This is a genomic window from Lacinutrix venerupis (genome assembly GCF_003663945.1).
Lineage (GTDB): Bacteria > Bacteroidota > Bacteroidia > Flavobacteriales > Flavobacteriaceae > Lacinutrix > Lacinutrix venerupis.
Map to the genome: position 1 here is coordinate 136,028 of NZ_RCCH01000005.1, position 25,588 is coordinate 161,615.

General features: G+C 29.9%; 25 protein-coding genes. 4 read left to right on the plus strand and 21 right to left on the minus strand.

The genetic code is table 11. The features are described from left to right. Positions 1-42: 42 nt before the first annotated feature. The 11 genes from atpA to CLV86_RS08885 form a co-directional block, all read right to left on the minus strand. On the minus strand, positions 43-1,623 hold the full coding sequence (atpA, locus tag CLV86_RS08835) for a F0F1 ATP synthase subunit alpha (protein ID WP_121051697.1): 1,581 nt from the start codon (positions 1,621-1,623) through the stop codon (positions 43-45). Positions 1,624-1,650: 27 nt separating this feature from the next. Continuing rightward, the gene (gene atpH / locus CLV86_RS08840; protein WP_076731515.1) at positions 1,651-2,187 is read right to left on the minus strand and encodes an ATP synthase F1 subunit delta; all 537 of its coding nucleotides are present in this window, start codon (positions 2,185-2,187) and stop codon (positions 1,651-1,653) included. 8 nt (positions 2,188-2,195) lie between these two features. Further along, a complete protein-coding gene (locus tag CLV86_RS08845; protein WP_076731516.1) occupies positions 2,196-2,696 on the minus strand; it encodes a F0F1 ATP synthase subunit B in 501 nt (166 codons plus the stop codon). Positions 2,697-2,790: 94 nt separating this feature from the next. Further along, positions 2,791-2,979: an ATP synthase F0 subunit C gene (gene atpE, locus CLV86_RS08850; RefSeq protein WP_004569351.1), complete on the minus strand. Its 189-nt coding sequence runs from the start codon at positions 2,977-2,979 to the stop codon at positions 2,791-2,793. A gap of 41 nt (positions 2,980-3,020) precedes the next feature. Then, entirely contained in the window at positions 3,021-4,148 is a 1,128-nt protein-coding gene (gene atpB / locus CLV86_RS08855; protein ID WP_121051699.1) for a F0F1 ATP synthase subunit A, read from the minus strand. A gap of 119 nt (positions 4,149-4,267) precedes the next feature. After that, positions 4,268-4,645 (minus strand): DUF6168 family protein, encoded by a 378-nt coding sequence (locus CLV86_RS08860; RefSeq protein WP_121051701.1) that lies wholly within the window; start codon positions 4,643-4,645, stop codon positions 4,268-4,270. Next, a complete protein-coding gene (locus CLV86_RS08865; protein ID WP_249037467.1) occupies positions 4,646-4,867 on the minus strand; it encodes an AtpZ/AtpI family protein in 222 nt (73 codons plus the stop codon). Then, complete coding sequence (locus CLV86_RS08870; protein WP_121051705.1) at positions 4,839-5,240, minus strand: bactofilin family protein; 402 nt, start codon at positions 5,238-5,240, stop codon at positions 4,839-4,841. Before CLV86_RS08870 ends, CLV86_RS08865 begins: the two co-directional genes overlap by 29 nt. 15 nt (positions 5,241-5,255) lie before the next feature. After that, the gene (gene porW / locus CLV86_RS08875) at positions 5,256-7,805 is read right to left on the minus strand and encodes a type IX secretion system periplasmic lipoprotein PorW/SprE (protein ID WP_121051707.1); all 2,550 of its coding nucleotides are present in this window, start codon (positions 7,803-7,805) and stop codon (positions 5,256-5,258) included. A 232-nt stretch (positions 7,806-8,037) separates the two neighbouring features. Continuing rightward, positions 8,038-8,745 carry an ABC transporter ATP-binding protein gene (locus CLV86_RS08880; protein WP_121051709.1) on the minus strand — a complete coding sequence of 236 codons (708 nt, stop codon included), beginning with the start codon at positions 8,743-8,745 and terminating at the stop codon, positions 8,038-8,040. Between the two features lie 7 nt (positions 8,746-8,752). Beyond that, positions 8,753-10,228, minus strand: a complete 1,476-nt coding sequence (locus CLV86_RS08885; protein WP_121051711.1) for a DUF5687 family protein — start codon at positions 10,226-10,228, stop codon at positions 8,753-8,755. 101 nt (positions 10,229-10,329) lie between these two features. Here CLV86_RS08885 and CLV86_RS08890 point away from each other — a divergent pair, with 101 nt between their 5' ends. Then, entirely contained in the window at positions 10,330-11,385 is a 1,056-nt protein-coding gene (locus tag CLV86_RS08890) for a ferredoxin--NADP reductase (RefSeq protein WP_121051712.1), read from the plus strand. A gap of 197 nt (positions 11,386-11,582) precedes the next feature. Here CLV86_RS08890 and CLV86_RS08895 read toward each other — a convergent pair whose 3' ends face one another. Both CLV86_RS08895 and CLV86_RS08900 read right to left on the minus strand, forming a co-directional pair. Further along, complete coding sequence (locus tag CLV86_RS08895; protein WP_121051714.1) at positions 11,583-12,611, minus strand: glycosyltransferase family 9 protein; 1,029 nt, start codon at positions 12,609-12,611, stop codon at positions 11,583-11,585. 73 nt (positions 12,612-12,684) lie between these two features. Continuing rightward, positions 12,685-13,290 (minus strand): DUF4254 domain-containing protein, encoded by a 606-nt coding sequence (locus CLV86_RS08900; protein WP_121051716.1) that lies wholly within the window; start codon positions 13,288-13,290, stop codon positions 12,685-12,687. Between the two features lie 76 nt (positions 13,291-13,366). Here CLV86_RS08900 and upp point away from each other — a divergent pair, with 76 nt between their 5' ends. Then, on the plus strand, positions 13,367-14,026 hold the full coding sequence (upp, locus tag CLV86_RS08905) for a uracil phosphoribosyltransferase (protein WP_121051718.1): 660 nt from the start codon (positions 13,367-13,369) through the stop codon (positions 14,024-14,026). Here the strand turns inward: upp and CLV86_RS08910 are convergent. Continuing rightward, on the minus strand, positions 14,015-14,938 hold the full coding sequence (locus tag CLV86_RS08910; RefSeq protein ID WP_121051720.1) for a DUF6427 family protein: 924 nt from the start codon (positions 14,936-14,938) through the stop codon (positions 14,015-14,017). The genes upp and CLV86_RS08910 overlap by 12 nt on opposite strands. Positions 14,939-14,982: 44 nt before the next feature. Between CLV86_RS08910 and CLV86_RS08915 the strand changes: the two genes are divergently transcribed. Further along, a complete protein-coding gene (locus CLV86_RS08915) occupies positions 14,983-15,210 on the plus strand; it encodes a DUF6341 family protein (protein ID WP_121051722.1) in 228 nt (75 codons plus the stop codon). Here the strand turns inward: CLV86_RS08915 and purD are convergent. Beyond that, positions 15,205-16,476: a phosphoribosylamine--glycine ligase gene (gene purD, locus CLV86_RS08920; RefSeq protein ID WP_121051724.1), complete on the minus strand. Its 1,272-nt coding sequence runs from the start codon at positions 16,474-16,476 to the stop codon at positions 15,205-15,207. The two genes, CLV86_RS08915 and purD, sit on opposite strands and share 6 nt — an antisense overlap. A 64-nt stretch (positions 16,477-16,540) precedes the next feature. On the opposite strand from purD, the gene CLV86_RS08925 reads away from it, so the two are divergent. Beyond that, entirely contained in the window at positions 16,541-17,854 is a 1,314-nt protein-coding gene (locus CLV86_RS08925; protein WP_121051726.1) for a phenylacetate--CoA ligase family protein, read from the plus strand. Here the strand turns inward: CLV86_RS08925 and CLV86_RS08930 are convergent. From CLV86_RS08930 to CLV86_RS08955, 6 genes are all read right to left on the minus strand, one after another. Further along, positions 17,844-18,617 carry a glycosyltransferase family 2 protein gene (locus CLV86_RS08930; protein WP_121051728.1) on the minus strand — a complete coding sequence of 258 codons (774 nt, stop codon included), beginning with the start codon at positions 18,615-18,617 and terminating at the stop codon, positions 17,844-17,846. The two genes, CLV86_RS08925 and CLV86_RS08930, sit on opposite strands and share 11 nt — an antisense overlap. Before the next feature lie 2 nt (positions 18,618-18,619). Next, complete coding sequence (locus tag CLV86_RS08935; protein ID WP_121051730.1) at positions 18,620-20,029, minus strand: exopolysaccharide biosynthesis polyprenyl glycosylphosphotransferase; 1,410 nt, start codon at positions 20,027-20,029, stop codon at positions 18,620-18,622. A 3-nt stretch (positions 20,030-20,032) separates the two neighbouring features. Then, on the minus strand, positions 20,033-21,025 hold the full coding sequence (locus CLV86_RS08940; protein WP_121051732.1) for a UDP-glucuronic acid decarboxylase family protein: 993 nt from the start codon (positions 21,023-21,025) through the stop codon (positions 20,033-20,035). After that, a complete protein-coding gene (locus CLV86_RS08945; protein WP_076731534.1) occupies positions 21,025-22,323 on the minus strand; it encodes a UDP-glucose dehydrogenase family protein in 1,299 nt (432 codons plus the stop codon). Before CLV86_RS08945 ends, CLV86_RS08940 begins: the two co-directional genes overlap by 1 nt. Positions 22,324-22,395: 72 nt before the next feature. Then, positions 22,396-24,360, minus strand: a complete 1,965-nt coding sequence (locus CLV86_RS08950; protein ID WP_121051734.1) for a polysaccharide biosynthesis protein — start codon at positions 24,358-24,360, stop codon at positions 22,396-22,398. Between the two features lie 95 nt (positions 24,361-24,455). After that, the gene (locus CLV86_RS08955) at positions 24,456-25,583 is read right to left on the minus strand and encodes a DegT/DnrJ/EryC1/StrS family aminotransferase (protein WP_121051736.1); all 1,128 of its coding nucleotides are present in this window, start codon (positions 25,581-25,583) and stop codon (positions 24,456-24,458) included. Positions 25,584-25,588: the final 5 nt, after the last annotated feature.

Consider the following 25,588-nt stretch of genomic DNA (forward strand, 5'->3'; position numbering starts at 1 on the left):
TTAAAATATGAAATAAGATTTCCACCTTCGTGGAAATGTTAATTATGCTCTATATTTAGCTGAAAGGTCTTTACATACAGTTAATAATGTATCTGTAACCTCGTCAGTTAATTTACCTGCTTTTAAAGTATCTAAAACACCTCTGTGTTTAGCATTTAAGAACTCTAAGAAATCTCTTTCAAATTCTTTTACCTTATCTACTGGTACATCTTTTAATAAGTTTTTAGAACCAGCATATATAATTGCAACTTGATCTTCTACTGTGTAAGGATCGTTTTGTCCTTGCTTTAAAATCTCTACGTTACGTTTTCCTTTTTCAATTACGTTTAAAGTAACAGCATCTAAATCTGAACCAAACTTAGCGAACGCTTCTAATTCACGGAATTGTGCTTGATCTAATTTTAAAGTACCAGATACTTTTTTCATAGATTTAATTTGTGCATTACCACCAACACGAGATACAGAAATACCTACGTTAATTGCTGGACGTACACCAGAGTTAAATAAATCTCCATCTAAGAAAATTTGTCCGTCTGTAATAGAAATTACGTTTGTTGGAATATAAGCCGAAACATCTCCTGCTTGTGTTTCGATAATTGGTAAAGCTGTAAGAGAACCACCACCTTTAACCATTGGTTTTAAAGTTTCTGGTAAATCATTCATTTCTTTAGCAATAGAATCGTCATTGATTATTTTTGCCGAACGCTCTAATAAACGAGAGTGTAAGTAAAATACATCTCCAGGATATGCCTCACGTCCTGGTGGACGTCTTAATAATAAAGATACTTCACGGTAAGCAACGGCTTGTTTTGATAAATCATCAAAAACAATTAAAGCTGGTCTACCAGTATCTCTAAAGTACTCTCCAATAGATGCTCCAGTCATTGGTGCATAAACTTGCATTGCAGCAGGATCACTTGCATTTGCAGCTACTATTGTTGTGTAAGCTAAAGCTCCTTTTTCTTCTAAAGTTTTAGCAATATTTGCTACTGTTGATGCTTTTTGACCTACAGCAACATATATACAATATACTGGATTACCAGCATCGTAAAATTCTTTTTGATTTAAGATAGCATCAATACAAACAGTTGTTTTTCCTGTTTGACGATCTCCAATAACTAACTCACGTTGTCCTCTACCAACTGGAATCATAGCATCAATTGCTTTAATACCTGTTTGTAATGGCTCTGTTACTGGCTCTCTATAAATAACACCTGGTGCTTTACGCTCTAAAGGCATCTCGTAAGTATCTCCAGCAATTGGTCCTTTTCCATCGATAGGGTTTCCTAGAGTATCTACAACACGACCAACAATACCTTCTCCTACTTTTATAGAAGCAATACGTTCTGTACGTTTTACCGTAGAACCTTCTCTAACTCCTATTGAAGTTCCTAAAAGTACGATACCTACGTTATCTTCTTCTAAGTTAAGTACGATTCCTTCTGCACCTCCTTCGAATTCTACTAATTCTCCATATTGAGCGTTAGCTAATCCATAAGCACGTACGATACCATCACCTACAGTTAATACTGTTCCAACTTCGTCTAACGAAGCACTTGCTTCAAATCCTGAAAGTTGTTGTTTTAAGATTGCTGATACTTCAGCCGGTTTTACTTCTGCCATCTTATTATTTATTTAGATATAAATATCTTAGTTTAATGTAAATTCTCTTTTTAATTTGCTTAGCTGGTTTGCAATACTTGCATTATATTGTAAATCACCTACTCTAAGAATGAAACCACCAATAATGCTTTCATCTATAATATTTTTAATTTCAGCTTCTTTACCTGTTAATTCTTTAACCTTTGCTAAAACTTTAGACTTTAAATCGTCTGTTAAAGGTAATGCTGTTGTTACTGTAGCAACTTGAGTTCCTTTATGTTGATCGAACAATATTGAATATTGTTTTACAACGTCGTTTAATATAGCAATTCTTTTATTAGCAATCAAAGTATCTATTGCATTAACTGTTAACGCATTAGTGTTTTTAAAAATTTCTAATAAAGATGCTTTTTTTATTGAAGGACTTACTACAGGACTATTAAGCATGTCGCGTAAATCTTTACTACCTGCAATAGTGTTTGCTATTAGCTTCATATCGTTATTTACAGCTTCTGCTGTATTTTGATCTTGTGCTAAGCTTAACACTGCTTTTGCGTAACGTATTGCTGCTCTTGCTCCTGCCATTTTTTAGACTAGTTTAATTTTGCTTCACCTAATAAAGAATCTACCAATGCTAATTGCTTGTCTTTATTTGATAATTCTTGACGTACTACTTTTTCTGCTATATCAACAGATAAACCAGCTACATGACTTTTTAATTCTGCCATTGCTGCTTTCTTTTCACTTTCTATAGCTGCTTGTGCTTGTGCAATCATTGCGCTTGCTTGTGCTTCTGCTTCAGTTTTAGCATCGTCAATCATTGTGTTCTTCATTTCACGAGCTTCTTTAAGCATAGCCTCACGTTCTGCACGTGCTTCGTTTAATAACTTTTGGTTATCTGCTTGAAGATTTTGCATTTCTAATTTTGCTTTTTCTGCAGAATCTAATGCATTTTGAATACCTTCTTCTCTAGTACTTAAAGCTCCTAATATTGGTTTCCAAGCAAAGGCACGCATTAACACTATTAATATAATTAATATAATGATTTGCATGAAAAACAATCCTGGCGAAAAATCGTTTAATAACTGATCCATAATGATGTATTATAAATTATTGTTTGTTTAATTTTTTTAAAAACATTTCTGCAACCAACCGTTGCAGAAATGCTCTTGTTTTTTAAAGGAAATATTATTTTCCTAAGATTAATGCACCGAATGCTAAACCTTCTAATAAGGCACCGATGATGATCATCGCAGTTTGGATTTTTCCAGCTGCTTCAGGTTGACGAGCAATACCTTCCATTGCTTTTCCTCCAATTTGACCTAATCCGATTCCTCCTCCGATTACGATTAATCCTGCTCCAATTAAATTGTACATACTAATTTGGTTTTTATAAATATTAATTAAACAAATTCTTATTAATGATGGTCGTCGTGTTCCTCGACTGCCATACCTATAAATAACGATGATAACATCGTGAAAATAAATGCTTGTAAAAAAGCTACTAAAAGCTCAATAACCATAATAAATAAGGTTAAAATTAAAGACATACCTGTTGATGCTGCTGGACCAAAAGATGCTTTCATTGTTATCATTAACGCTACTAAACTCATTACAACAAAGTGACCTGCTGTAATGTTTGCAAATAAACGTATTAATAAAGAGAATGGCTTGATTATTACAAAACCTACTAACTCTATAACTGCTAATATAGGACGTAAGATTACTGGTACACCAGGCATCCATAAAGTATGCGCCCAAAAATCTTTTGTACCACTAAACATATAAATAACTACTGTAAATATCGCCATTGCAGCTGTTACAGCAATTTGTCCTGTTACATTAAAACCTAATGGTGTTAAACCTAATAAATTTAAAATCCATATAAAGAAAAACACTGTTAATAAAAAACTCATGAATTTTTTATATTTTTTCTCTCCAATATTTGGTCTTGCTATTTCGTCTCTAACATATAATACTAAAGGTTCTAAAACACGACCAACACCTTTTGGTATTGTATTTCCTTTTTTATAACCACGTGCTAAAGCTCCGAAACCTAATAACATAATAAGTCCTGTAACCAACATACCAAATACACTTTTAGTAATAGAAAAATCTATAACTTTACTTGCATTTGTTGCGTGATGCTCTTCATCGAAAGCAACCTCTGTTTCTCCAGGATTTAACTCGTAAATTTTAGAGTGTATTTTTGTTAACTTAACTCCACCTGCATCAACAATCTCGTGCCCAGCATCATCATGATGAAAAGCTGAAGACATAAAAGTTTTTAAACCTTCACTAGTCCAAACAATAACCGGTAACGGAAAACTATAATGCTTCCCAGTTGAATTATCTGTATAAAAATGAAAATCGTGCGAGTCTTTTAAGTGATGCTGGATATATGAATTAATCTCTTCCGGCGTATCTACCTGATTTCCAGAAACGTCTCCATGCTGAGGCGTATCGTTTTCTGCCTGAACAGTAAACATGCCAAAAACCATGAATAAAACAGCTAGTAACTTAATAGATTTTTTTGCAATCACCATAACTCTTGTTAAAAATATGAAATTTATGCTCTCTTAAAAATTTGTGCAAAGGTACACAATAAATTAAAATTCCAAACCCTTTTTTAAACTAAGTTTTTCTACCTTAAAAAAAGGCTAATTTACTTATTGTCTTGGCTTAATATTTTTGATACTAAAACAGCTTCTAAAGTTAAGAACAATATTAGGGGAACTAACAAGGTTATACGTTCTGGTTTTGTAAGCTCATCTATAGAAAAAACAGTATTTTTAAACATTAAAACAAACACGCCCATTTTTACAAATACGCTGGTTAAATATATATATCCTGCTTGGTTTGGCATTTTTTGATATATAAAAAACACTAACACATATACTATAAAAGAAGCTATTGCATGAAAACCATAAATAGCATTTATAGAGAAACGTAATGGTGTAACTAATAATTGAGTATTAATTAGAATACATATAACTGCTAAAATTAAGCATAAAAAAAAAGCGGTTAAAACTTGCTTTACCATTTACTTTTGTTTGTTTGTAAAATTAATAACTTGCTTTATTACACTATATATGGCAATAAATACAGCTAATAAGCTAATAGAGGTTTCCCAATATGTTGTATTATATTTTTCGTCTAACCATTCGCCTAATAGATTACCTAGATAAATGGTTAATCCCATTTGAATGGCAATAGATGTAAACCTTACATATGGATTAAGCTGTTTTTTTTGTTTTTTGGTCACCTTTAATATCTTTTACTGTAGATTTCATAACACAAGATACATTAAATGTTGCACCAGGTTCTACGGCTAATTTCTCTGTAACTACATTTCCTTCAATATAAGCAGAAGACCTTAAGGTTAATGTACCTGTTAGTTTTAATTCACCAATTAATTTACCTTCAAAGTAAGCATTACTACTTTCTAGAGAACCGTGTATTTCTCCTGTTTTTCCAACAACAACTTTTCCAGGTGTAATAATGTCTCCCTCTATAATGCCATCTATTCTAATATCTCCTTCACTACTAAAAGTACCTACTATTTTTGTGCCTTTAGCTATTATGTTTTGAATTGATGAGTTTTCGTTTTGTTTGTTTTTTTTATTATCAGAAAACATGGTTATTAATTTAAATTATTTATTTGCCATGTAGGCTTGTAAGTTTTTATGAATTTGAACTGTCCTATAATTGTTAGTTGAAATACCAAAAAACGGACGATCGATTTTATATTTTAATTCTGATGGAAATATATCTGTAAAGCCTTTTGCTGCTTCTATACTTCTTAAACCATGCACTACCACAAATGTTTTATCTTTACTATACACATCTATTGATGTAGATAAATTATTGTATTTGGCTAATTCTATGGTTTCGTCTAATGTCTTTTTAAATGTATTAATTTCAGTTTTTGATGCACTTGGGAATTGATAAACAACCTTACATTTAGTAGCGGTTAAATCGTCTTCGAATTCTGAGTTTTCTAATCCTTTTATAGAGGTATCTAAAATAGATTGTGCTTGTATACCTTCTTCTGTATTTGCATAATTAACAGCAACTTCATTAATTGCTTTTTTATAAGCTTCAAAACCGTGTAACCTTCCTACAGCAAAAGCCTTTAATAATTCGAACTTTGGCACTATTTCATCGCCTTCAAATGTATTAATGTATTCTACGCATTTTTTTATAACGCTTTCAAATTCCTGAGCTTCAAATTGCTTATATGTATTCTCATAAATACTTTTAGGACTACTTTCGTCTTTTGCTAATGCAGCTTCTGGATTACTTAAAATTTGTGCATAACGTGAGTCTGGATAATTTGTAATTATTTCGTTTTTAAGAATATTTACTTCTGCAGTTCTCCCTAAAGTTTCATACATTTTAAGTAAGTTATATTTTGCAGGAAGTATTAATCGTTTTTCTGGATTATTATTTAATAAGTCTGTAAATCTAGATTTTGCTAAATCGTACTCTTTAAATTTTTCCTTATAAATTAATCCTAATTGGTAGTATGCAAAATTTCTTTCTTTAGAGATACTGTCTATTTCTTTTTCGTCTGAAGGAATTTGTGCTAAATAAAAATCTACATCTAAAAGTTTATTATTTTCTGGATTTAAATTCTCAGCATTAGATGTTGTTGCAAATTGTGTGGCTTTTGACCCATCTGACCATCTCCAATTATCTGTATTTTCTCTATCTCCCCAAATGCGTAAGAATTCATTTTTTCCATAAGCAACCGTTTGGTCATTATAGAAATAAAATGATGAGGCATTTGCCGAATTTCCTTTAGGCTTAAAGCTATTATTTTGTGCTTGACCAGAATTGTTTTGAGATAAAATGGCTTTTTGTTCTTGTATAGCTAAACGTTCTGCTTCTGCTTCTCTTTCTAATTTTAATTTTGCTACATAATCTTCGAAAAAACGTGCTCTATCAAATTCACCCATTTTAACAAGATTTAAAATACTATCATTTACTTCGGCTACGCCTTCATAATAAATAACATCATCTAAATTTTCTCTTTTACGTTTAATAATTCTGTATGGTTTACTGTTTTCAACCATTTTAGTCATTGTACTATCGTAGTATGCTCCTGCTAACTTATAATTATTAACATCGAAATTCATATCTCCTAGAATTTCGTAGTTTCTTGACATTAGAATTTTGTCTGAAGAGTTTGTTCTAATAGACTTATTATAGTAAACTGTAGCTAAAGAATCTTGTTTTTGGTTTATATAATACTGAGCAACTTGGTGATATATGTGATCTAAAAAAGGTCTATTTTCTCTATCTTTTTCTAGCTTTTTTAAATGCTCTAAAAACTCTTGTTTATTTCCTTTTTCGTAATTGAAATTTTTAGCTTTTTCTACGTGAGCACTTATTAAGTATTTACGTGGGATTTTTCGGTTTAAATCTATAACCTTATCAAATGCTATGTTTGCACTATCTTTATCTTCTAATGCATTATATAATTGACCTTTAATAAAATAGTATCTTCCTTCTTCGAAACGATTTTTAGTTGCTTCGGCAGCAATAGAAATTTGTGTTAAAGCACTATCTAAAGATTTTATATTTATATAGGCTTGTGCCATTGTAGATGTGGCATCTGCTAAATCTTGACCTTTTGGCTCTACTTGTTCTATAAGTGTTTTTAAATTTTTAATTGCCAACTCGTCGTTTTCTAAACGCATGTTGGTTTTTTCTCTCCAAATTCTTGCTTGATTTATATTGCTACTTGCTGGATATTTATACAAAATATAATTAAAAGCCTCTAAGGCTGGCACAAAACGTTGATCGAAATAACGTGATTTTCCTAACAGTAAATAAGCCTCGTCTATTTGTGGATTATGCTCTTTGCCTTGAATATTCATACCGTGCTTTTGTACGGCTTTTACAGCTTTTTCTTCTGCAAGAGTAAAATCTGCGTTTTTAGATTGGCCTGGCAAAATTACCTCATCTAATATTTGCATGCGCTCTATTGGTAAAATTTCCCAATAGTTGTCTCTATAAGCTTCGTTTAAGCTTTTTCTACCTTTTTCGAAAGCAATATTACCATTGTATAATATATTATATTCGGTTGTTACTGCATGATAATTACGGCTAATAAAACTGTCGTTTTTACGCGAACAACCTGTAATTAACAATGCCGAAATGCCTGTAAGTAATATGAAGTATTTTACTGTTTTCAACGCTATAGTGTTTAGTCTAATTTAGATAACTAAAAACTTTTGAAATTAGTATAGTTATCTACATAAGCTTGTAAAAATAAGCATCTTTTTACGTTTTTAGTAAAAAATATGCTGAAAGTTGAAAAAGTTAGATTACCATAACGCATTAAAAACTATAATCTATAACTAAAATACATTTATAAATGTAATTGTTAAAATTAACATTTATACTTAGACTTTAGCTTATAAAAAATCACACCTCTGCTGTTCCAGAAAAATGAGCTTCTAATTCTTTTAAAGTTGCAGGATTAGTTGCTAAATCTTTAACTATTTGACCTTTCTCTAACACAACAATACGTTCGCAAACATCCGTAACATGCATTAAATCGTGGCTTGATACTAATACAGTAACTCCTTTGGTTTGTGCTAAGTCTTTAATAATTCCTTTTAATCTAATTTGTGTTGTTGGATCGAGATTAGCAAATGGTTCATCGAGAATAATAACTTCTGGGTTACCAATAAGTGCAGCAACAATTCCTGCTTTTTTTTGGTTTCCTTTACTTAAATCTCTTAAATATTTTTTCTTATTTAAAATTTCTCCGTGAAAAAAGTCTTCAAACTGAGCTAAAAGTGTATCGACCTGTTCTTTAGTTTGATTACGTAGTTCTCCAATAAAATAAAAATACTCCTCTGGTGTCAAGTAACCTATTAAAAATGTCTCGTCTATAAAAGCCGATGTAAATGGCTTCCAATCTTCACTTTTGTTAACTAAAACATCGTTATTTTTTATATGTCCTGTACTTGGTTGAATAAGGTCTAATAACAAACTAAAATATGTTGTTTTTCCTGCACCATTATTTCCTACTAATCCAAAACTTTGTCCTTTTGGAATATCTAAATTTTCAATATTTAAAACTGTTACTCCGTTGTAAGTTTTTGAAAGGTTTGATGTTGTAATCATAACTTTTTTAATTTGTTTGTTTATAAGCTTCTAAAGTTTTATACTTTTCTGCTTTATATATTTTTTCTATTATTTTAAATACTTTATTTTTAAATAAAAACCCTAAAACACCTGCTACTGCAACTAAAGCAAAACCTAAAATGTCGCTATGTGCAAAGTGACCTATAGCATAAATTACAATTGGTAATATTAATTTAGGAATGGTTAATAATAAAGTTTTTACGTTAAATGCTTTTTTATCTCCAAACGCCTTTTTGTTAGATGTTAAATCGATAGGAGTTTTTATATATGCACCTCCCCAAAGTACTACATGAGAGTTTACACCTATATTATAAATTGCACCAACTACAACAGCAACATATGCTTGCCAGCCAAAATACAAGTAAAATGATGCTATTATAGTAGAAATAACGGTTGCAATAACCATTAAATACCATTTAGATTCTAAGTATTCTTTGTAACGAATATTTTGGCTCATCATTAATGGATAATAAGCGCTATCCCAACTCGGTACTAATTGTCCAAAACTAAATAGAAAACCTCCGGAAACAAAAATCCCTGCAAAAACACGCCAAAAAGGCCCATTGTACATCTCTATAGAATTAGTAAAAAAAAGTAGCCCGTAAAAAATAAAAATAACACTCATTATAACTGTTGTTTTTGAGCGTTTATTTCTTTTAATAAGTTTAATGTCGTTTTTCAAAAATGTAGAAACACTACCAAAACGATCTAACCAACCCATATTATCTGTTTCGGCAATACTTACTTTTTTTGCTAAACCAGCATCTAAATAAAAGTTATTTCTAAAATATGTAAATGCTGTTTTATAAAGTATAAATGCTAAGGCCAAAGGAATTATTGCTAAATAAGGCTGATTGTAAAATGCCTGAAAAATTGGTTGTGTAAATAATGTAATATTAAAAATATTATAATAATACATAGCAGCAAAAGCAATTACTAAACCTATTACCGAGTAAAAAACAACATCTTTATTATTAACAAAAATGTTTATGAAATTATTACAGTAAAAAAGACCTAACATTGCCAAATGCCACCCTATAACTCCAAAAGCGTCGTATCCTCCTTTAAAAATTAATACAAAAGAAAACGGTATAAAAAAGAAAGCGTGCAGAATATTAAAAAAAGATATCATTGTTTTTTTAATACCAAAACTTACCACTTGATCTTTTTTTAAAGGTAGATACAGTAATGGTTTTATATTTACAATAGGCATTTTTTGTAAAAAATAACGCATAACCAAATCTGCAACCAAATAGAAAATTAAAAACTTATTTACAATTTTTAACGGATCTGGATCTACATACTTTTCGATAAGAAAATAAGCGCCTATTCCAATTCCTAAAGCATAAATAAGCATAAAAAATGCTGCAATAGCCATTAATATTTTAAGAAACAAATTAACTTTAAAAGAAGCAGATCTAAAAAAGGATTTCCATTCTAAACTAATAAAATGTTTGAGCATAGTTATTATTTTGGTTTAATAGTTAGTAATATTAACATAGTTTTTGTTACAATCAAAATGAAATTAATTTCTTGTTCACTATTTTTACAAAAAATAAAAACATGGCTAATTTTCATAAATTATCAATAAAAAAAATAACACGTCAAACAAATAAATCTGTTACATTAAGTTTTAATGTACCAGATACTTTAAAGCAAAACTTTAACTTTAAAGCAGGACAATATATTACCCTTAAAACCTCTATAAATAGTGAAGAGATACGAAGAGATTACTCTTTATGCTCTTCTCCAAAAAGTGGAGATATTACTGTAGCTGTAAAAGAAGTAGAAAATGGAACTTTTTCAAAATATGCAAATAACACATTAAAAGAGAATGATGTTTTAGAAGTTGCAGAACCTCAAGGTCGGTTTATCTTTTTACCAGACAGTTCTAAAACAAGAACTATTGCTGCTTTTGCTGCTGGAAGTGGTATTACTCCTATATTAAGTATTGCAAAAACTGTTTTAGAAGAAGAACCTAACAGCACATTTGTTTTAGTTTATGGTAATAAAACCACAGAAGACACTATTTTTTTAAATGAAATATTAAATCTTCACCACCAATATAAAGACCGTTTCGATGTTAAGTTTGTGTATAGCCAATCTCAAGAACCAGACGCTTTATTTGGACGTATTGAGAAAAGTACCGTAAACTTAATTGTAAAAAACAAATATAAACATACTACTATAAATGCATTTTATCTTTGTGGTCCAGAAGCAATGATACACACAGTAAAAGATGTTTTAACAGAAAATAATGTAGATAAAGACAATGTATTTTTTGAGCTTTTTAAAGTTGCCAAAACAAAGCAAATTATAGAAAATGCTGTAAATACTGGAGAAACCGAAATTAAAGTTATTGTTGATGATGAAGAGGAAACTTTTATTATGAAACAATCGCAAACTATTTTAGAAGCTGCTTTAGACAAAGATTTAGACGCACCTTATTCTTGTCAAGGTGGAATTTGTAGTAGCTGTATTGCTAGAGTTACAGAAGGCGAAGCAACTATGAGACAAAACAATATTTTAACAGATAATGAAGTAGCCGAAGGTTTAATTTTAACTTGTCAGGCACATCCTAAAAGTTCTAAAATTGTTGTAGATTATGATGACGTATAACACAAAAACGTTTTTAATCTGTTTTTTAAGTTTTTTGTCGAATTACCGAATACTACTACATTTTTATTATAATTATCTCGATTAACTGCATAGCTTTGTAATTATTGTAACGCTAAAAATTTGTTAGTTTAAGGGATAAAACAGTAGATATTTTTAATACGTTACAAGTTTATAAGCCTCACTTTTAGTGAGGCTTTTTATTTATTATTAGCTAAAATAAAATCTATTTTTTTTATTACCGTATCTGGAGCAATGGTTCTTGAAGCTTCTTTATAATTTTCTGGAAATTTATTGCCATAAATAGAAGTAGGTATTAAAGGAAACTGACTTCTATTTGATAGTAAACAATAATCTTCTGGTTGATTAAATGGAGAAAATCCAGCAAAAGGATGTGTAACATTCCAAATAGTAACTACTTTTTTACCTAACATTGCCGCTATGTGTGCGTTACCAGAATCCATAGCTAACATAACATCTAAATTAGAAATAACATCTAACTCTTGACTTAAAGATAATTTTCCTGCTAGATTTATAACATTACTATATTTATCCTGAAAAGCGTTTAGAATTTTAATCTCTTTTTTACCACCACCAAATAAGAGTATTTTATTAGATTTTGATAATTCAAATATTACACGTTCTAATAAATCTAAAGGATACATTTTAGATTGATATTGAGCAAAAGGCGCAATACCAATCCAATTTTTATTATCTTTTTTAATTAAATCTTGTGTGCTTTGATCCAGTATTTTTTGTTCTGGAAAATTAGAATTAGAAAGATTAATTGTATAACCTAATTTTCTAAAAACATCGGCATAACGCTCGTGTGTAGTTTTTAACTGTTCAAATATTTGTCCTACTACCAATGCTTTCTTTTCCTCTCTTCCTTTATCAATTTGTTTAAAGGTTTTTCCGAAGAAAAAAAACTTAATAATCTTTGTTCTTAATACATTGTGTAAATCTGCAACCTCATCAATGCCTAGACTTTTTAATTCTTTAGACAATTTATAAAGACCTAAAAAACCTTTATGTTTTCCGTTTAAATCGGGAGAAAAAATAGTTACATTTTTTAAATCTCTAAAAAAAGGCTTAAAAAACTCTCGTGTTAAAACTGTTACCTTAACATTTGGGTATTGTTGTATAAAAGCCCTTAAAACAGGAACAGACATAGCAACGTCTCCCATTGCAGAGAGACGAATTACTAAAATGTGCTTTGGTTTTGGCATATAGAATTTACTTACTTATTATTAAGAAAATGCCATAGGTTTGTTATGGAAACTCTTGCTGTTACTGCAAAAATTACTTTTGTCCTCTTAAAACAGGATTAAGCTCATCATCATTATACATTTTCATTTGCTTATACACTTTCATGTATTTGTCTCCTTTGCTAATATCTTCTAATAAAGTGTCTATTGCTGTAGATAAATCTACGCGTTGCTCTAACAAAATATCTAATTTTTTCTGGCAAGTAGCTCTATGTTCGGCAGAAGCATCACTTCTTGTTGCTTCTTCTTCCATATGATAAACTTTTAATGCTAAAATTGATAGCCTGTCTACTCCCCAAGCAGGACTTTCGGTATTAATTGTAGCATCACTTTTTGGAGAAACATCTTTATATTTCTCTAAAAAATAACTATCAATATACTCTACCATATCTGTTCTATCTTGGTTAGATGCATCAATTTTACGCTTTAATTCTAAAGCTGCAACAGGATCTATTTGTGGATCTCTAATAATGTCTTCGTAATGCCACTGTACTGTATCTATCCAACATTTTCTATATAATAAGTGCTCTAATAAATCTGATTTTTCATATTTATTTGTAAACGGCTGGTCTACAGTGTTAATTTCGTGATATTTAGCTATTACTTCTTGAAAAATAGCGTTGGCTTTAGTTGAAAACATATTGATTTAATTTTTTGAAATGTAAAATTACGGATAAATATTTAACTTTACCATTCAATAACTTAGATTCACAATAATGCATATTCATAACTTATCTGAAGATAATTCAATTTTAAACACTTTTATTTCCGAACTACGAGATGTCAATATACAAAAGGACAGTATGCGCTTTAGAAGAAACATAGAACGTATTGGAGAGGTTTTAAGTTATGAAATGAGCAAATCCTTTAAATTTAAAAATCAAGAAATTACAACTCCTTTAGCAAAAACTACTGTTAAAACTATTGATAGTGATGTTGTTTTATGCTCTATTTTAAGAGCAGGTGTACCTTTACATAATGGTTTATTAAATTATTTTGACAAGGCAGAAAATGCTTTTATATCTGCTTACAGACATCACAAAGAAAATCCTGATACTTTTGAAATTGTGGTAGAGTATTTAGCTTGCCCAAATTTAGAAGGTAAAACATTAGTACTTGCAGATCCAATGGTAGCAACAGGACAATCTTTACTAGCTACTTATGAAGCTTTAAAACCATTTGGAACTCCTAAAGAAATCCATTTAGCTGCTGTTATTGGAGCTCAAGAAGGTGTAGATTTTGCTGCAAAACATTTTCCAGAAAACACGCATTTATGGATTGCAACTGTAGATAAAGACCTTAACAACAAAGGTTATATTGTACCTGGTTTGGGTGACGCAGGAGATTTGGCTTTTGGGCAAAAACTACAACATTAATAATACAACTGGTACTATTAATAACAAAACAACAAAAAGTGTTTTAAACCATTTTTCTTCTATAGTTTCTATATAGTTTGAAAAAATAATAGTTAAAGGTCCAAACAGAAAAAGAAACTCACTACCATTTTTTTTAGGAGAAATTATAACTATTAAAGATGCTACAACGCACGCCATAAAGATAACTTTATAAGATGGCCTAAATGTTTTTTTCTTTTTATTAATATCTTTTAAATAGAATAAAGATGACCATAGACCAAACGACAACAATACCGTAATTGCAACAATAAACTGAATAGAATTATATACAGTAAAGTTAAAACCTACCTTAGGATTTATATTTAAGTACGAAAAGAAATCGTCTTTTATTATTATAGATGTGGATATGGATAAAATTATAATTGCTAATAAACCAAGAAAAGGAGTAATCCATTTTTTTATCTCAGATTCTGAATAGAATAATAACGCTATAAATATGAGAAGAAAAAAGAGGAGCGACCAAAAATAAAACAAGCTGGCTAAGCCTATTAAAAAACCTGCATCAAACAATTTTTTTATATGTTCTTTTTGGGTTCTTAAACTAATTATTCGTCTTAATGCTAGTAGTACTAAAAAATTAGATAATACAACTTCCCATTTTAAAAATACTTGTGGTACCGTAAGAAGAAAGATACTAAACAGCAACACCTCTGTATTTCCTTTTTGAGATAACGAGTTTTTTGTAACAATAAAATCTACCAATAAAATAGATAAAAAACAGCACGCAAAAACTGCTATTAATTTAAAAACAGAAGTGGTATTTAACACAATATTGCTATACTTATTGGTAGCAATAAGTAATGCCAAAAGAGACAATGAAAAAACAATTAAAAAATTAATTGGTTTAGATTTACTAAAAATGCTTGTAATCATTATCTGTTTTTGTATTTTTGCTTTATAAATTTACTACTATTATTATGAAAGATTTATTTTACGCTATACAAGACTTTTTTGTAGATGTTGCATTTGCACCTTTAGATATGCTAAGATTTTTAGAATTAGAAAACTGGTTTTTAGCTAACGGTGTTAATTGGTTATTTATGATTATAGGTGCTGTAGCAATGGTTTACTGGATGATACAATTAAAAGGTTTTAACGATAATAATGAAGAAGATAAGAGTATTTCTTCTCATTCTTACTTATAAATCGAACCCAATATCTTTTCGATAATTCATCTTATCAAAATGTAGTTTTTCTATATTTTGGTAAGATTTTTTTATGGCCTCTTTGTACGTGTTTCCATAGCTTGTTATAGCCATTACTCTTCCTCCAGAAGTTACAACTTTATTATCTTTTAATTGTGCACCTGCATGAAATGCAATAGAGCCTTCTATGTTATCTATTCCAGAAATTTCTTTTCCTTTCTCATAAGCTTCAGGATAGCCACCAGAAACTAACATTACTGTTGCTGCTGCTTGCTCATCTATTTCTATTTCAATTGTATCTAATGTTTGGTTAGCAACTGCTTGAAATACCTCAACTAAATCATTTTTTAAACGAGGTAAAACTACTTCTGTTTCTGGGTCACCTAAACGCACATTATACTCTATTACAAAAGGATTATTTCCTACTTTTATTAAACCAATAAAAACAAAACCTTTATAAGGTAAATTATCTTTTTTAAAACCATTAATTGTAGGTATTACAATACGCTCCTTGATTTTAGACATAAATTCTTCATCTGCAAAAGGCACAGGCGAAATTGCTCCCATTCCTCCAGTGTTTAAACCGGTATCTCCTTCTCCAATACGTTTATAATCTTTTGCGGTTGGTAAAATTTTATAATTTTTACCATCGGTTAGAACAAAACAACTTAATTCTATTCCATCTAAAAATTCTTCTATAACAACTTTTGTACTTGCATTTCCAAACTTAGCATCTACTAACATTGCTTTTAACTCTGCTTTAGCTTCGTTTAAATCTTCAAGTATAACAACACCTTTTCCTGCTGCTAAACCATCTGCCTTAAGTACATAAGGTGGTTTTAAAGTGTCTAAAAAAGCATAGCCATCTTCTACTGTTTCTGCATTAAAACTCTGGTAAGCTGCTGTTGGAATATTGTGTCTAAATAAAAACTCTTTAGCAAACTCTTTACTTCCTTCTAATTCCGCAGCTGCCTTTTGCGGTCCAACAACAGCAACATTTTTAAGCGCCTCATCTTCAAGAAAAAAATCATGAATACCTTGTACCAAAGGATCTTCGGGACCAACAACAACCATTGTTATTTTATTATTTAACACCACTTCTTTTATGGCTTGAAAATCGGTAACATTTACTGGTACATTTGTAGCTATATTAGCTGTCCCAGAGTTTCCTGGTGCAACAAACAAATTTCTACATTTGTTACTTTGTGCTAATTTCCATGTAATTGTATGTTCTCTTCCTCCAGAACCTAGTATTAAAATATTCATAGTTGTGATTGTTTCCGCAAAAATAATTATTTACTTTACAAATTCATATTTATAATTTTTTCTTTTGAATCTATTTAACCTTTCTCTAAAATTAAAAGGCTTTCCTATACAAAAAGCAAAACTTGCTTTAAAACGTATTAAAGGCTTATCTGTTGAGGACAAAGCTCAATATATTATTGATAAAAGAACCGAAATTATAAATTACCATTTACAACAAAACACATTTTATAAATCGTTTGCAAATAAAGTAAACGTGAACGATTGGAATAGTATTCCTATTTTAACTAAAAAAAACTTACAACAACCATTAAACAATAGATTATCTAAAGGCTTTACAACCAAAAACTGCCAAGTAAATAACACTTCTGGTTCTTCTGGTTATCCGTTATCGTTTGCTAAAGATAAATTTTGCCACGCTTTAACTTGGTCTATTTTTATGGATAGATATGGCTGGCATGATTTAGACATAAACACCTCTAAACAAGCTCGTTTTTATGGTATTCCATTAGATAAAAAAAGTTATTATAAAGAACGTTTAAAAGATAAATTAAGTAACCGGTTTCGATTTTCGGTTTTTGATATGAGTGATAAACAACTTGCTAAAAACGTAACATTATTTAGCAAATTTGATTACGAATATCTCTACGGTTACTCTAATGCACTAACTCTTTTTGCAAAATATTTAAAGCGAGAAACTATTGTTTTAAAAGACGTATGTAAAAGTTTAAAAGCTTGTATTGCAACTTCTGAAACTTTATTTGAAGAAGATAAGAAAATACTTGAAACACAATTTGGTGTGCCTGTAATTAACGAATATGGTTGTGCAGAATTAGGCTTAATTGCTTTTCAAAATACTAAAAACGAATGGTTAATAAATAGTGATGATTTATATGTTGAAATTTTAGACGAAAATGATAATATTTTACCTTACGGCGAACAAGGTAGAATTGTAATTACATCATTATACAATAAAGCACATCCATTTATTAGATACGATTTAGGAGATATTGGAACGCTCTCTAAAAAAAGTACTTTTACCAAGCCTATTCTTGAGTCTTTAGCAGGAAGAACAAATGACACATTAAATTTGCCAAGCGGAAAAACTGCAGCTGGTTTTACTATGTATTATGTTACAAAAACTATTATTGAAGATGCTTCTAAAATTAAAGAGTTTATGATTGAACAATTTAAAATTGACACCTTTAAAGTAAGTTATGTTGCAGAAGAAGAACTCTCAGAAATACAAAAAGAAACTATAAAAAAGGCTTTAGACGATTATTTAGAACCTGGTTTACATGTTTCTTTTGAGAGAAAAGAAAGCTTAGAACGCGCAAAAAGTGGTAAAGTAAAACAGTTTATTTCTTATGTTAAGAAATAGAAACTATTTGTTTACTTTTTACAAAAAAATGCTCCCATAAAAATATTACCATACAATACATTGACTTAATTGTAGAGTATCCTAAACCTTTTTTGTAAACCCAATAATTATGTTTTAACAAAGCAACTTTGTTTGATGAAATTGAGTTTTCACGAACGCGATAAAATGCTAAAGATTCTTGTACTCCTTGAGCCGGTTTTCTTGAAGCTTTTATTGCGTTTAACCACAATAACCAATCTTGACGTTTACGTAAATTAGCTGAAGTTATTTTTCCTAATACATTGGCATTATAAACTCCTGTTAAATTACCTATATAGTTACTTTTTAAAAATTTGTTATACGTTAAAACTGGTAACGCTTTAACCATTTTATTTAATGGTTTTCCTTCTTCGTCTATTTGCTCGTAACTAGAAAAACAAACATAACAATTATTAGCTTTCATAAAAGCTACTTGTTTTTCTAGTTTAATAGGTTTCCAAAGGTCGTCTGCATCTAAAAATGCAATATAATCTCCTTTTGAAGCCATTATACCTTTATTTCTTGATATAGCTGCTCCTTGATTGCTTTCGTTTTTAAGTAATTTTATTCTATGATTTTTAGAAATAAAATTTTCTACAATTTTAATGGTATTATCTGTTGAGCAATCGTCTATCAAAATTAATTCCCAATTAGAGTAGGTTTGATTTATAACAGAGGTAATTGTGTCGCTAATAAAGGTTTCAGAATTATATAGTGGTGTTATTATAGAAACGAGTGCTTTCACAATTAATAGGCTTGTTTTTGTCCTTTAAAGATGTTTAAAATAGTTTGAATAATTATTTTAATATCTAATAATAACGACCAGTTTTCAATATAAAAATTATCGAATTTAATTCGGTTTATTATATCTTCATCACTTTTAATTTCTCCTCTATAACCTTTTATTTGCGCTAATCCTGTTATACCTGGTTTTACATGATGACGGAATATAAAGTTATACTTATCAATTTTTTTTGAGTAGTCTTCTGTATAAGAAAGCATATGAGGTCTTGGACCAACCACAGACATATCTCCTAATATTACATTGAGAAATTGTGGTAACTCGTCTATACTAGTTTTTCTTAAAAACTTACCTATTTTAGTTAATCTATTATCGTTTTCTTTAACGTAAGTGCCTTTTACTTCTTTTACCGTTCTTAAAGATCTAAATTTATAGCATGTAAATACTTTATAATTTATTCCATTACGTTTATGTTTATAAAATAACGGTCCTTTAGATTCTAATTTTATTAAAATAAATAAAATAACCGATACCCAAGAAAGTATAAAAACAATAATGAATAATGAAAACACAACATCGAACACACGCTTGACCAACTTATTAAAATCTTGATTTAAAGCAACTTGCTGTATAGACAACACTGGAAGATAACTATAAAAATCTGTTTTTAAACGTTTGGTAAATAGCTTTTTAGTTTCTGGAATAAATTTAATATTACAATGATGATTGTTTGCGTACTTTACAAAATCGTTAACTTGATTTTCTGTAAGCTCGTCCATTGCACAGTAAATTTCATCAATTCCGCTATTAGCTTCCAAAAATAAAAAACTGTCACTTATACTTCCTGTAATTTCTGGAGATTTATTATTACTAAAGCGTGCTAATAAGTTATATCCTAGCTCTTTTTTATTAGTAAAAATAGTTTTAAGCTCTTTAGCTCCATTTGTATCACCAATAATAACTACACGCCTTAAATTTCCTTTTAGTCTTAAACGATAGGCTTTTAGTAAGTAATAACTTAAAAGTTTTACAAAACCAATAATAGCAAATGCAGAAAATAAATAATTAATTGTAACAAAGGCTTGTATATTTACACTCCTAAAAACACCAATAAAAGCATATACTAATATTGAAAATATTAGAAACTGTTTTATTAGTAATGTAATAATGTTTAATGCAGATGTATACCTATATACATGATAAAAATTTATAAAAGCTGTAGACAAAATCCAAAATATAATAGAATATATTATATAAAGTAAATGCTTATTATTAAAAAAGGCTGATGAAAAAAAATGAAGATGTTCTTCGTTAAAATTAAAGGAATAAAACGCTAAAAGATTTATAATTAACAAATCAAAAAGCACCAAAAAAGGTCTTAATAACCAAGAGTATCTTCCACGTTTATATTCCATTTGCTATTTGTTATTATAGCTTGAAAAATCTTTATGCTCACTTTTATTAAGTTCTTCCTCACTTAAACTTTTAAAATAATCGAATGTTATTTTCATACCTTCTGAACGATTTACTTTTGGCTCCCAACCTAATATTTTTTTTGCTAAAGTAATATCTGGCTGTCTTTGCATAGGATCGTCTACTGGTAAATCTTTATATATAACTTTTTGAGTTGTACCGGTAAGTTTTATAATCTCTTCTGCAAAATCACTAATGGTAATTTCGTGAGGATTTCCAATATTAACTGGATAACTATAATCGCTTAATAACAAACGATAAATACCTTCTATTTGATCGTCTACATAACAAAAAGAGCGCGTTTGCTTACCATCTCCAAATACAGTTAAATCTTCTCCTCTTAACGCTTGACCCATAAATGCTGGAATTACACGACCATCGTTTAGCCTCATTCTTGGACCGTAAGTATTAAATATTCTAACAATACGTGTTTCTAAACCATGAAATCTATTATAAGCCATTGTAATTGACTCTTGAAAACGTTTAGCTTCATCATAAACACCTCTTGGTCCAATGGTGTTTACATTTCCGTAATATTCTTCGGTTTGAGGGTGCACTAAAGGATCTCCATATACTTCTGAAGTAGATGCAATTAAAAGTCTTGCTTTTTTTGCTCTAGCTAAGCCTAACAAATTATGTGTACCTAAAGAGCCTACTTTTAATGTTTGAATTGGTATTTTAAGATAATCTATAGGGCTAGCTGGTGATGCAAAATGTAATATATAATCTAAAGTACCTTCAATTTTTATAAACTTAGTAACATCATGTTCTATAAAACTAAAGTTTTCATGAGTTTTAAGATGCGCAAGGTTTTTTTTATCGCCAGTTATAAAATTATCCATACCAATAACTTGATAACCTTCATGAATAAAACGATCACATAAATGAGACCCTAAAAATCCTGCAGCTCCTGTTATTAGTACTTTTTTTAAACCCATTACCTTCCTATTGATATATATGTAAAACCTTCGTTTTCTATATCTTTTACATCGTATAAATTTCTACCATCAAAGATAATATTGTTTTGCATATTTGCCTTCATTTTATCAATATCTGGTGTTCTAAAAATACTCCACTCTGTACAAATAACTAATGCATCGGCATTTTCTAAAGCATTATACATACCGTCTGCATATTTTATTTTATCGCCAAGTTTTCGCTTTACGTTAGGCATTGCTTCTGGATCGAAAGCTGTAATATTTGCTCCAGATTCTAGTAAACTATCTATCATATAAAGTGCTGGAGCTTCACGTATATCGTCTGTTTCTGGTTTAAATGCCAATCCCCAAACAGCAATATTTTTTCCTTTTAAATTATTATTAAAATGATTCTCTATTTTAGGAATTAAAACTAATTTTTGTCTTGCATTTACATTGATAACAGCATCTAATATCTGAAAATTATAATTTGAATCTTTTCCAGATTTATGAAGCGCTTTTACATCTTTAGGAAAACAAGAACCTCCATAACCAATACCTGGAAAAAGGAAACGTTTTCCTATTCTTGAATCTGTTCCCATACCAATTCTTACTTTATCGACATCTGCTCCTACTTTTTCGCAAAAGTTAGCTATCTCATTCATAAATGTAATTTTGGCTGCTAAAAAAGCGTTTGAAGCATATTTAGTAAGCTCTGCAGATTTTTCGTCCATTACTATTATTGGATTTCCTGAACGCACGTAAGGTTTGTACAGTTTTTCCATAAGCTTTATTGCTTTTTCGCTGCTGGATCCTACAACAATACGTTCTGGTTTTAAAAAATCGTCTACGGCAAAACCTTCTCTTAAAAATTCTGGATTAGAAACTACATCAAAATCTACTGTTGCATTTTTAGCAATTGCTGCTTTTACTTTTTCGGAAGTACCAACAGGAACAGTGCTTTTATCTACTATAACTTTATAACCTTTAATAAGTTTTCCTATTTGGTTTGCTACTCCTAATATATACTTTAAATCGGCAGAACCATCTTCGTCTTCTGGTGTTGGTAAAGCTAAAAATACAATATCGCCATGCTCTAAACCTTCTTCTAAACTTGTTGAAAATTTTAGGCGATTTGCTTTAATATTCCTTTCGAATAAAACATCTAAGTGTGGCTCGTATATAGGTACTTTACCACTTTGCATTTGTTCTACTTTATTTTTATCTATATCTATACAAAGGACATCATTACCTGTTTCTGCAAGACATGTTCCTGTAACTAAACCCACATATCCTGTGCCTATTACTGCTATTTTCATTTAAAAATTGTATGCTTGTTTCTATAAAAACGCTTCTTTTTAAAAGAACGCTTTAAAGTGATTTATATTTTTTTAGACTATTTTTTTATCTAGTCTTTCAAAGTCTGAATTCATACTTAAAAATTCTGGAACAATATCTTTCATTTTAAGTACAATTTCGTTTTTACTACCATCTTTTGCTGAGGCGGTAAGATCTGTTATTAGTTTATTTATTGTTGCATAATCATAGCATTCGATTTTTGCTATCATTATTTTTTCATTGTATGTAGGTAATGTTTCAGACTTATCGTTTAGAAGTTCTTCATATAACTTTTCACCAGGTCTTAAACCAATAACTTTTATATCTATATCCTTATATGGTACAAATCCTGCTAAACGAATTATTTTTTTAGCTAAATCTATAATTTTTACTGCTTCTCCCATATCGAAAATAAATACTTCTCCTCCATTTCCCATTGCACCAGCTTCTATTACTAGTTGGCAAGCTTCTGGAATAGTCATGAAATATCTAATAATGTCTGGATGCGTAATAGTTAATGGTCCGCCTTCTTCTATTTGTTTTTTAAATAAAGGCACTACAGAGCCGTTAGAGCCTAAAACGTTACCAAACCTTGTTGTTACAAACTGTGTGGTTGTTTTATTTTCTTTTTTTAATTTACTTTGAAGGGCTTGAACATAAATTTCGGCAATGCGTTTGGATGCTCCCATAACATTACTTGGGTTTACAGCTTTATCTGTAGAGACCATAACAAATTTTTCAGATTCGTATTTGCTAGACATATCTGCTACGTTTTTAGAACCTACTACATTTGCAAAAACGGCTTGCGATGGATGTTTTTCCATTAATGGCACGTGTTTATATGCTGCCGCATGGTATACAACGTTAGGCCTATGTTTACTAAACACTTCGTCTATTACTTCTCTATTCCTTACATCGGAAATAATGGCTTCAAAATCTAGATTTGGAAAATTTTGATTAATTTCATGTTGAATGCGATAAAGCGGAGTTTCGGCATTATCTAAAATTAATAGTTTTTTAGGATTATAGTTTGCTACTTGCCTAACTATTTCACTACCTATGGATCCTGCTCCTCCAGTAACTAAAATGCACTTATTGTATATTTCTTTTGCAACAAGTTTATTGTCTAGTTTTATTGGATCTCTTTCTAGAATATCTTCAATTTGAATTTTTTCTATTTGATTAGATAAACTTTTATTGTTTTCAATATCCGAAATTAATGGTGCTCTAAATACTTTAAAATTATATTCTAAACAGTTATCTATAATAGCTATACTTGCTTCTTTTGTTATTTTATTATCTGCAATAATAAGTGCTTGAGCTCCATATGCTCTTAATGTTACGGCAACTTTTCTATGCAATTGAACAATTGGAAGCCCTAATATTTCTTTACTTTTATTTTTACCCTCTCTATCTATAAAACCCAATACTTTATAACGTGATGGTTTTTCTGATTTTAATGCCGAAGCAATCGCTATAGCATTTTCACCAGTTCCATAAACTAATACGTTTATTTGGTCTTCTTCATATTGATATGATAAGTATTCTTCGAAAACATGTTTTACTAAAATTCTGAAAAGAAATAATCCACAAAAAGAAACAATTGCATACACTAAAATTTCTGGTACTAAAAAAATGCTTTCTTCAGTAAATAGGAAATACACATAATGTATGGCTAATGTTGTTACTAATGTAGTAGCAGAGGCTAAAAACAGTTTTACAGCATCTATAAATGTAGAGTGCCTAATTAAACCTGCATAGGTTCTAAAAAAAATAAAAAATAATATATTAACAAGAACAACTATTAACTCCTGTCCTGTTGGCAAATAAGAAAAATAAACGTTTCCACTTTTTAAATTACCAATTATGATTTTAGTAACTACTAATGCTGTTAATAAAATTACACTATCAAAACACAATATTGCCCATCTTGGCAGATAGTTAATGTTTTTAAAATCTATTTTTTTTCGACTAGACTCTAAAACTTGAAATACAGCTTGTTTTAATTTTCTAAGCATTTAAAATGTTGTATTTGAGTGTACAAATATCATAATTATAATTACAATATAGAAATATAACTGTACTTTACAGTTTAAATTAGATAGAATTAAATTTACTTAAGGCTTTTTACAACTTTAGAAATTCGATCTCTATCTTGTTCTGTAAGGTTAGAGCCACTTGGTAAGCAAAGTCCTTTTTCAAACAATGTTTCACTAATATTAGTTCCATAAAATGGTGCATTTTTAAATACAGGTTGCAAATGCATAGGTTTCCATAGCGGTCTTGTTTCTATATTAGCTTCTAGCATTTTATTAAACAGTTCTTCTTTAGTAAATGGTGCATTTTCATTAACAACGATGCAACTTAACCAATGATTTGAATACGAATACTCATTAGGTTCTGTAAATACATCTACACCTTCAACATCACTAAACAATTCTTTATAAAAACTGTTCATCTCGCGTCTTAAGTTTATATGCTTATCTAAGATCTCCATTTGACCTCTTCCTATTCCTGCACTAATGTTACTCATTCTATAATTATAACCAATTTGAGAATGCTGATAGTGAGTTGCTTGATCTCTGGCTTGCGTTGCAAGAAAAATAGTATTTTGTTTCTTTTCTATGTTATTACAAACCATTGCTCCACCACCAGAGGTTGTAATAATTTTATTTCCATTAAATGATAAAATTGAAAAATCTCCGAAAGTTCCACATTTTCTACCTTTAAACGTTGAGCCTAATGCTTCTGCAGCATCTTCTACTACCGGAATATTGTACATTTTGGCTATTGCTAATAACTCGTCTATTCTGGCTGGCATGCCATATAAATGTACTATAATTATTGCTTTTGGTGTTTTGCCTTTTGCTATTCTATCTTTTATAGCTGTTTCTAAATGAATTGGGCACATATTCCATGTATCTTCTTCACTGTCTATAAATAATGGTTTTGCACCTTGATAAACAATTGGATTTGCTGATGCAGAAAACGTCATACTTTGGCATAATACCTCATCGTTTAAACCTACTCCCAATTGCACTAATGCCAAGTGTATTGCTGCAGTACCAGAAGATAATGCTGCTACATGTACATCTTCTTTTAAATAAGATTCTAAATCTTTTTCAAAACCTGTTACATTTGGTCCTAACGGCGCAATCCAGTTAGTATCGAAAGCTTCCTTTATATACGTTTGCTCATTACCTCCCATGTGTGGAGAGGATAGCCATATTTTTTGATTCATAACAA

Excerpts from the sequence above, each read along its gene's own strand:
- CLV86_RS08955 (WP_121051736.1), bottom strand. The coding sequence starts at position 25,583 with ATGAATCAAAAAATATGGCTATCCTCTCCACACATGGGAGGTAATGAG.
- atpB (WP_121051699.1), bottom strand. The coding sequence starts at position 4,148 with ATGGTGATTGCAAAAAAATCTATTAAGTTACTAGCTGTTTTATTCATG.
- CLV86_RS08880 (WP_121051709.1), bottom strand. The coding sequence starts at position 8,745 with ATGATTACAACATCAAACCTTTCAAAAACTTACAACGGAGTAACAGTT.
- CLV86_RS08900 (WP_121051716.1), bottom strand. The coding sequence starts at position 13,290 with ATGTTTTCAACTAAAGCCAACGCTATTTTTCAAGAAGTAATAGCTAAA.
- atpE (WP_004569351.1), bottom strand. The coding sequence starts at position 2,979 with ATGTACAATTTAATTGGAGCAGGATTAATCGTAATCGGAGGAGGAATC.
- purD (WP_121051724.1), bottom strand. The coding sequence starts at position 16,476 with ATGAATATTTTAATACTAGGTTCTGGAGGAAGAGAACATACAATTACA.
- upp (WP_121051718.1), top strand. The coding sequence starts at position 13,367 with ATGCATATTCATAACTTATCTGAAGATAATTCAATTTTAAACACTTTT.
- CLV86_RS08870 (WP_121051705.1), bottom strand. The coding sequence starts at position 5,240 with ATGTTTTCTGATAATAAAAAAAACAAACAAAACGAAAACTCATCAATT.
- CLV86_RS08940 (WP_121051732.1), bottom strand. The coding sequence starts at position 21,025 with ATGGGTTTAAAAAAAGTACTAATAACAGGAGCTGCAGGATTTTTAGGG.
- CLV86_RS08935 (WP_121051730.1), bottom strand. The coding sequence starts at position 20,029 with ATGGAATATAAACGTGGAAGATACTCTTGGTTATTAAGACCTTTTTTG.
- CLV86_RS08860 (WP_121051701.1), bottom strand. The coding sequence starts at position 4,645 with ATGGTAAAGCAAGTTTTAACCGCTTTTTTTTTATGCTTAATTTTAGCA.
- CLV86_RS08910 (WP_121051720.1), bottom strand. The coding sequence starts at position 14,938 with ATGATTACAAGCATTTTTAGTAAATCTAAACCAATTAATTTTTTAATT.
- atpH (WP_076731515.1), bottom strand. The coding sequence starts at position 2,187 with ATGGCAGGAGCAAGAGCAGCAATACGTTACGCAAAAGCAGTGTTAAGC.
- CLV86_RS08885 (WP_121051711.1), bottom strand. The coding sequence starts at position 10,228 with ATGCTCAAACATTTTATTAGTTTAGAATGGAAATCCTTTTTTAGATCT.
- CLV86_RS08950 (WP_121051734.1), bottom strand. The coding sequence starts at position 24,360 with ATGCTTAGAAAATTAAAACAAGCTGTATTTCAAGTTTTAGAGTCTAGT.
- CLV86_RS08895 (WP_121051714.1), bottom strand. The coding sequence starts at position 12,611 with ATGCCAAAACCAAAGCACATTTTAGTAATTCGTCTCTCTGCAATGGGA.
- CLV86_RS08890 (WP_121051712.1), top strand. The coding sequence starts at position 10,330 with ATGGCTAATTTTCATAAATTATCAATAAAAAAAATAACACGTCAAACA.
- atpA (WP_121051697.1), bottom strand. The coding sequence starts at position 1,623 with ATGGCAGAAGTAAAACCGGCTGAAGTATCAGCAATCTTAAAACAACAA.
- CLV86_RS08845 (WP_076731516.1), bottom strand. The coding sequence starts at position 2,696 with ATGGATCAGTTATTAAACGATTTTTCGCCAGGATTGTTTTTCATGCAA.
- CLV86_RS08915 (WP_121051722.1), top strand. The coding sequence starts at position 14,983 with ATGAAAGATTTATTTTACGCTATACAAGACTTTTTTGTAGATGTTGCA.
- CLV86_RS08945 (WP_076731534.1), bottom strand. The coding sequence starts at position 22,323 with ATGAAAATAGCAGTAATAGGCACAGGATATGTGGGTTTAGTTACAGGA.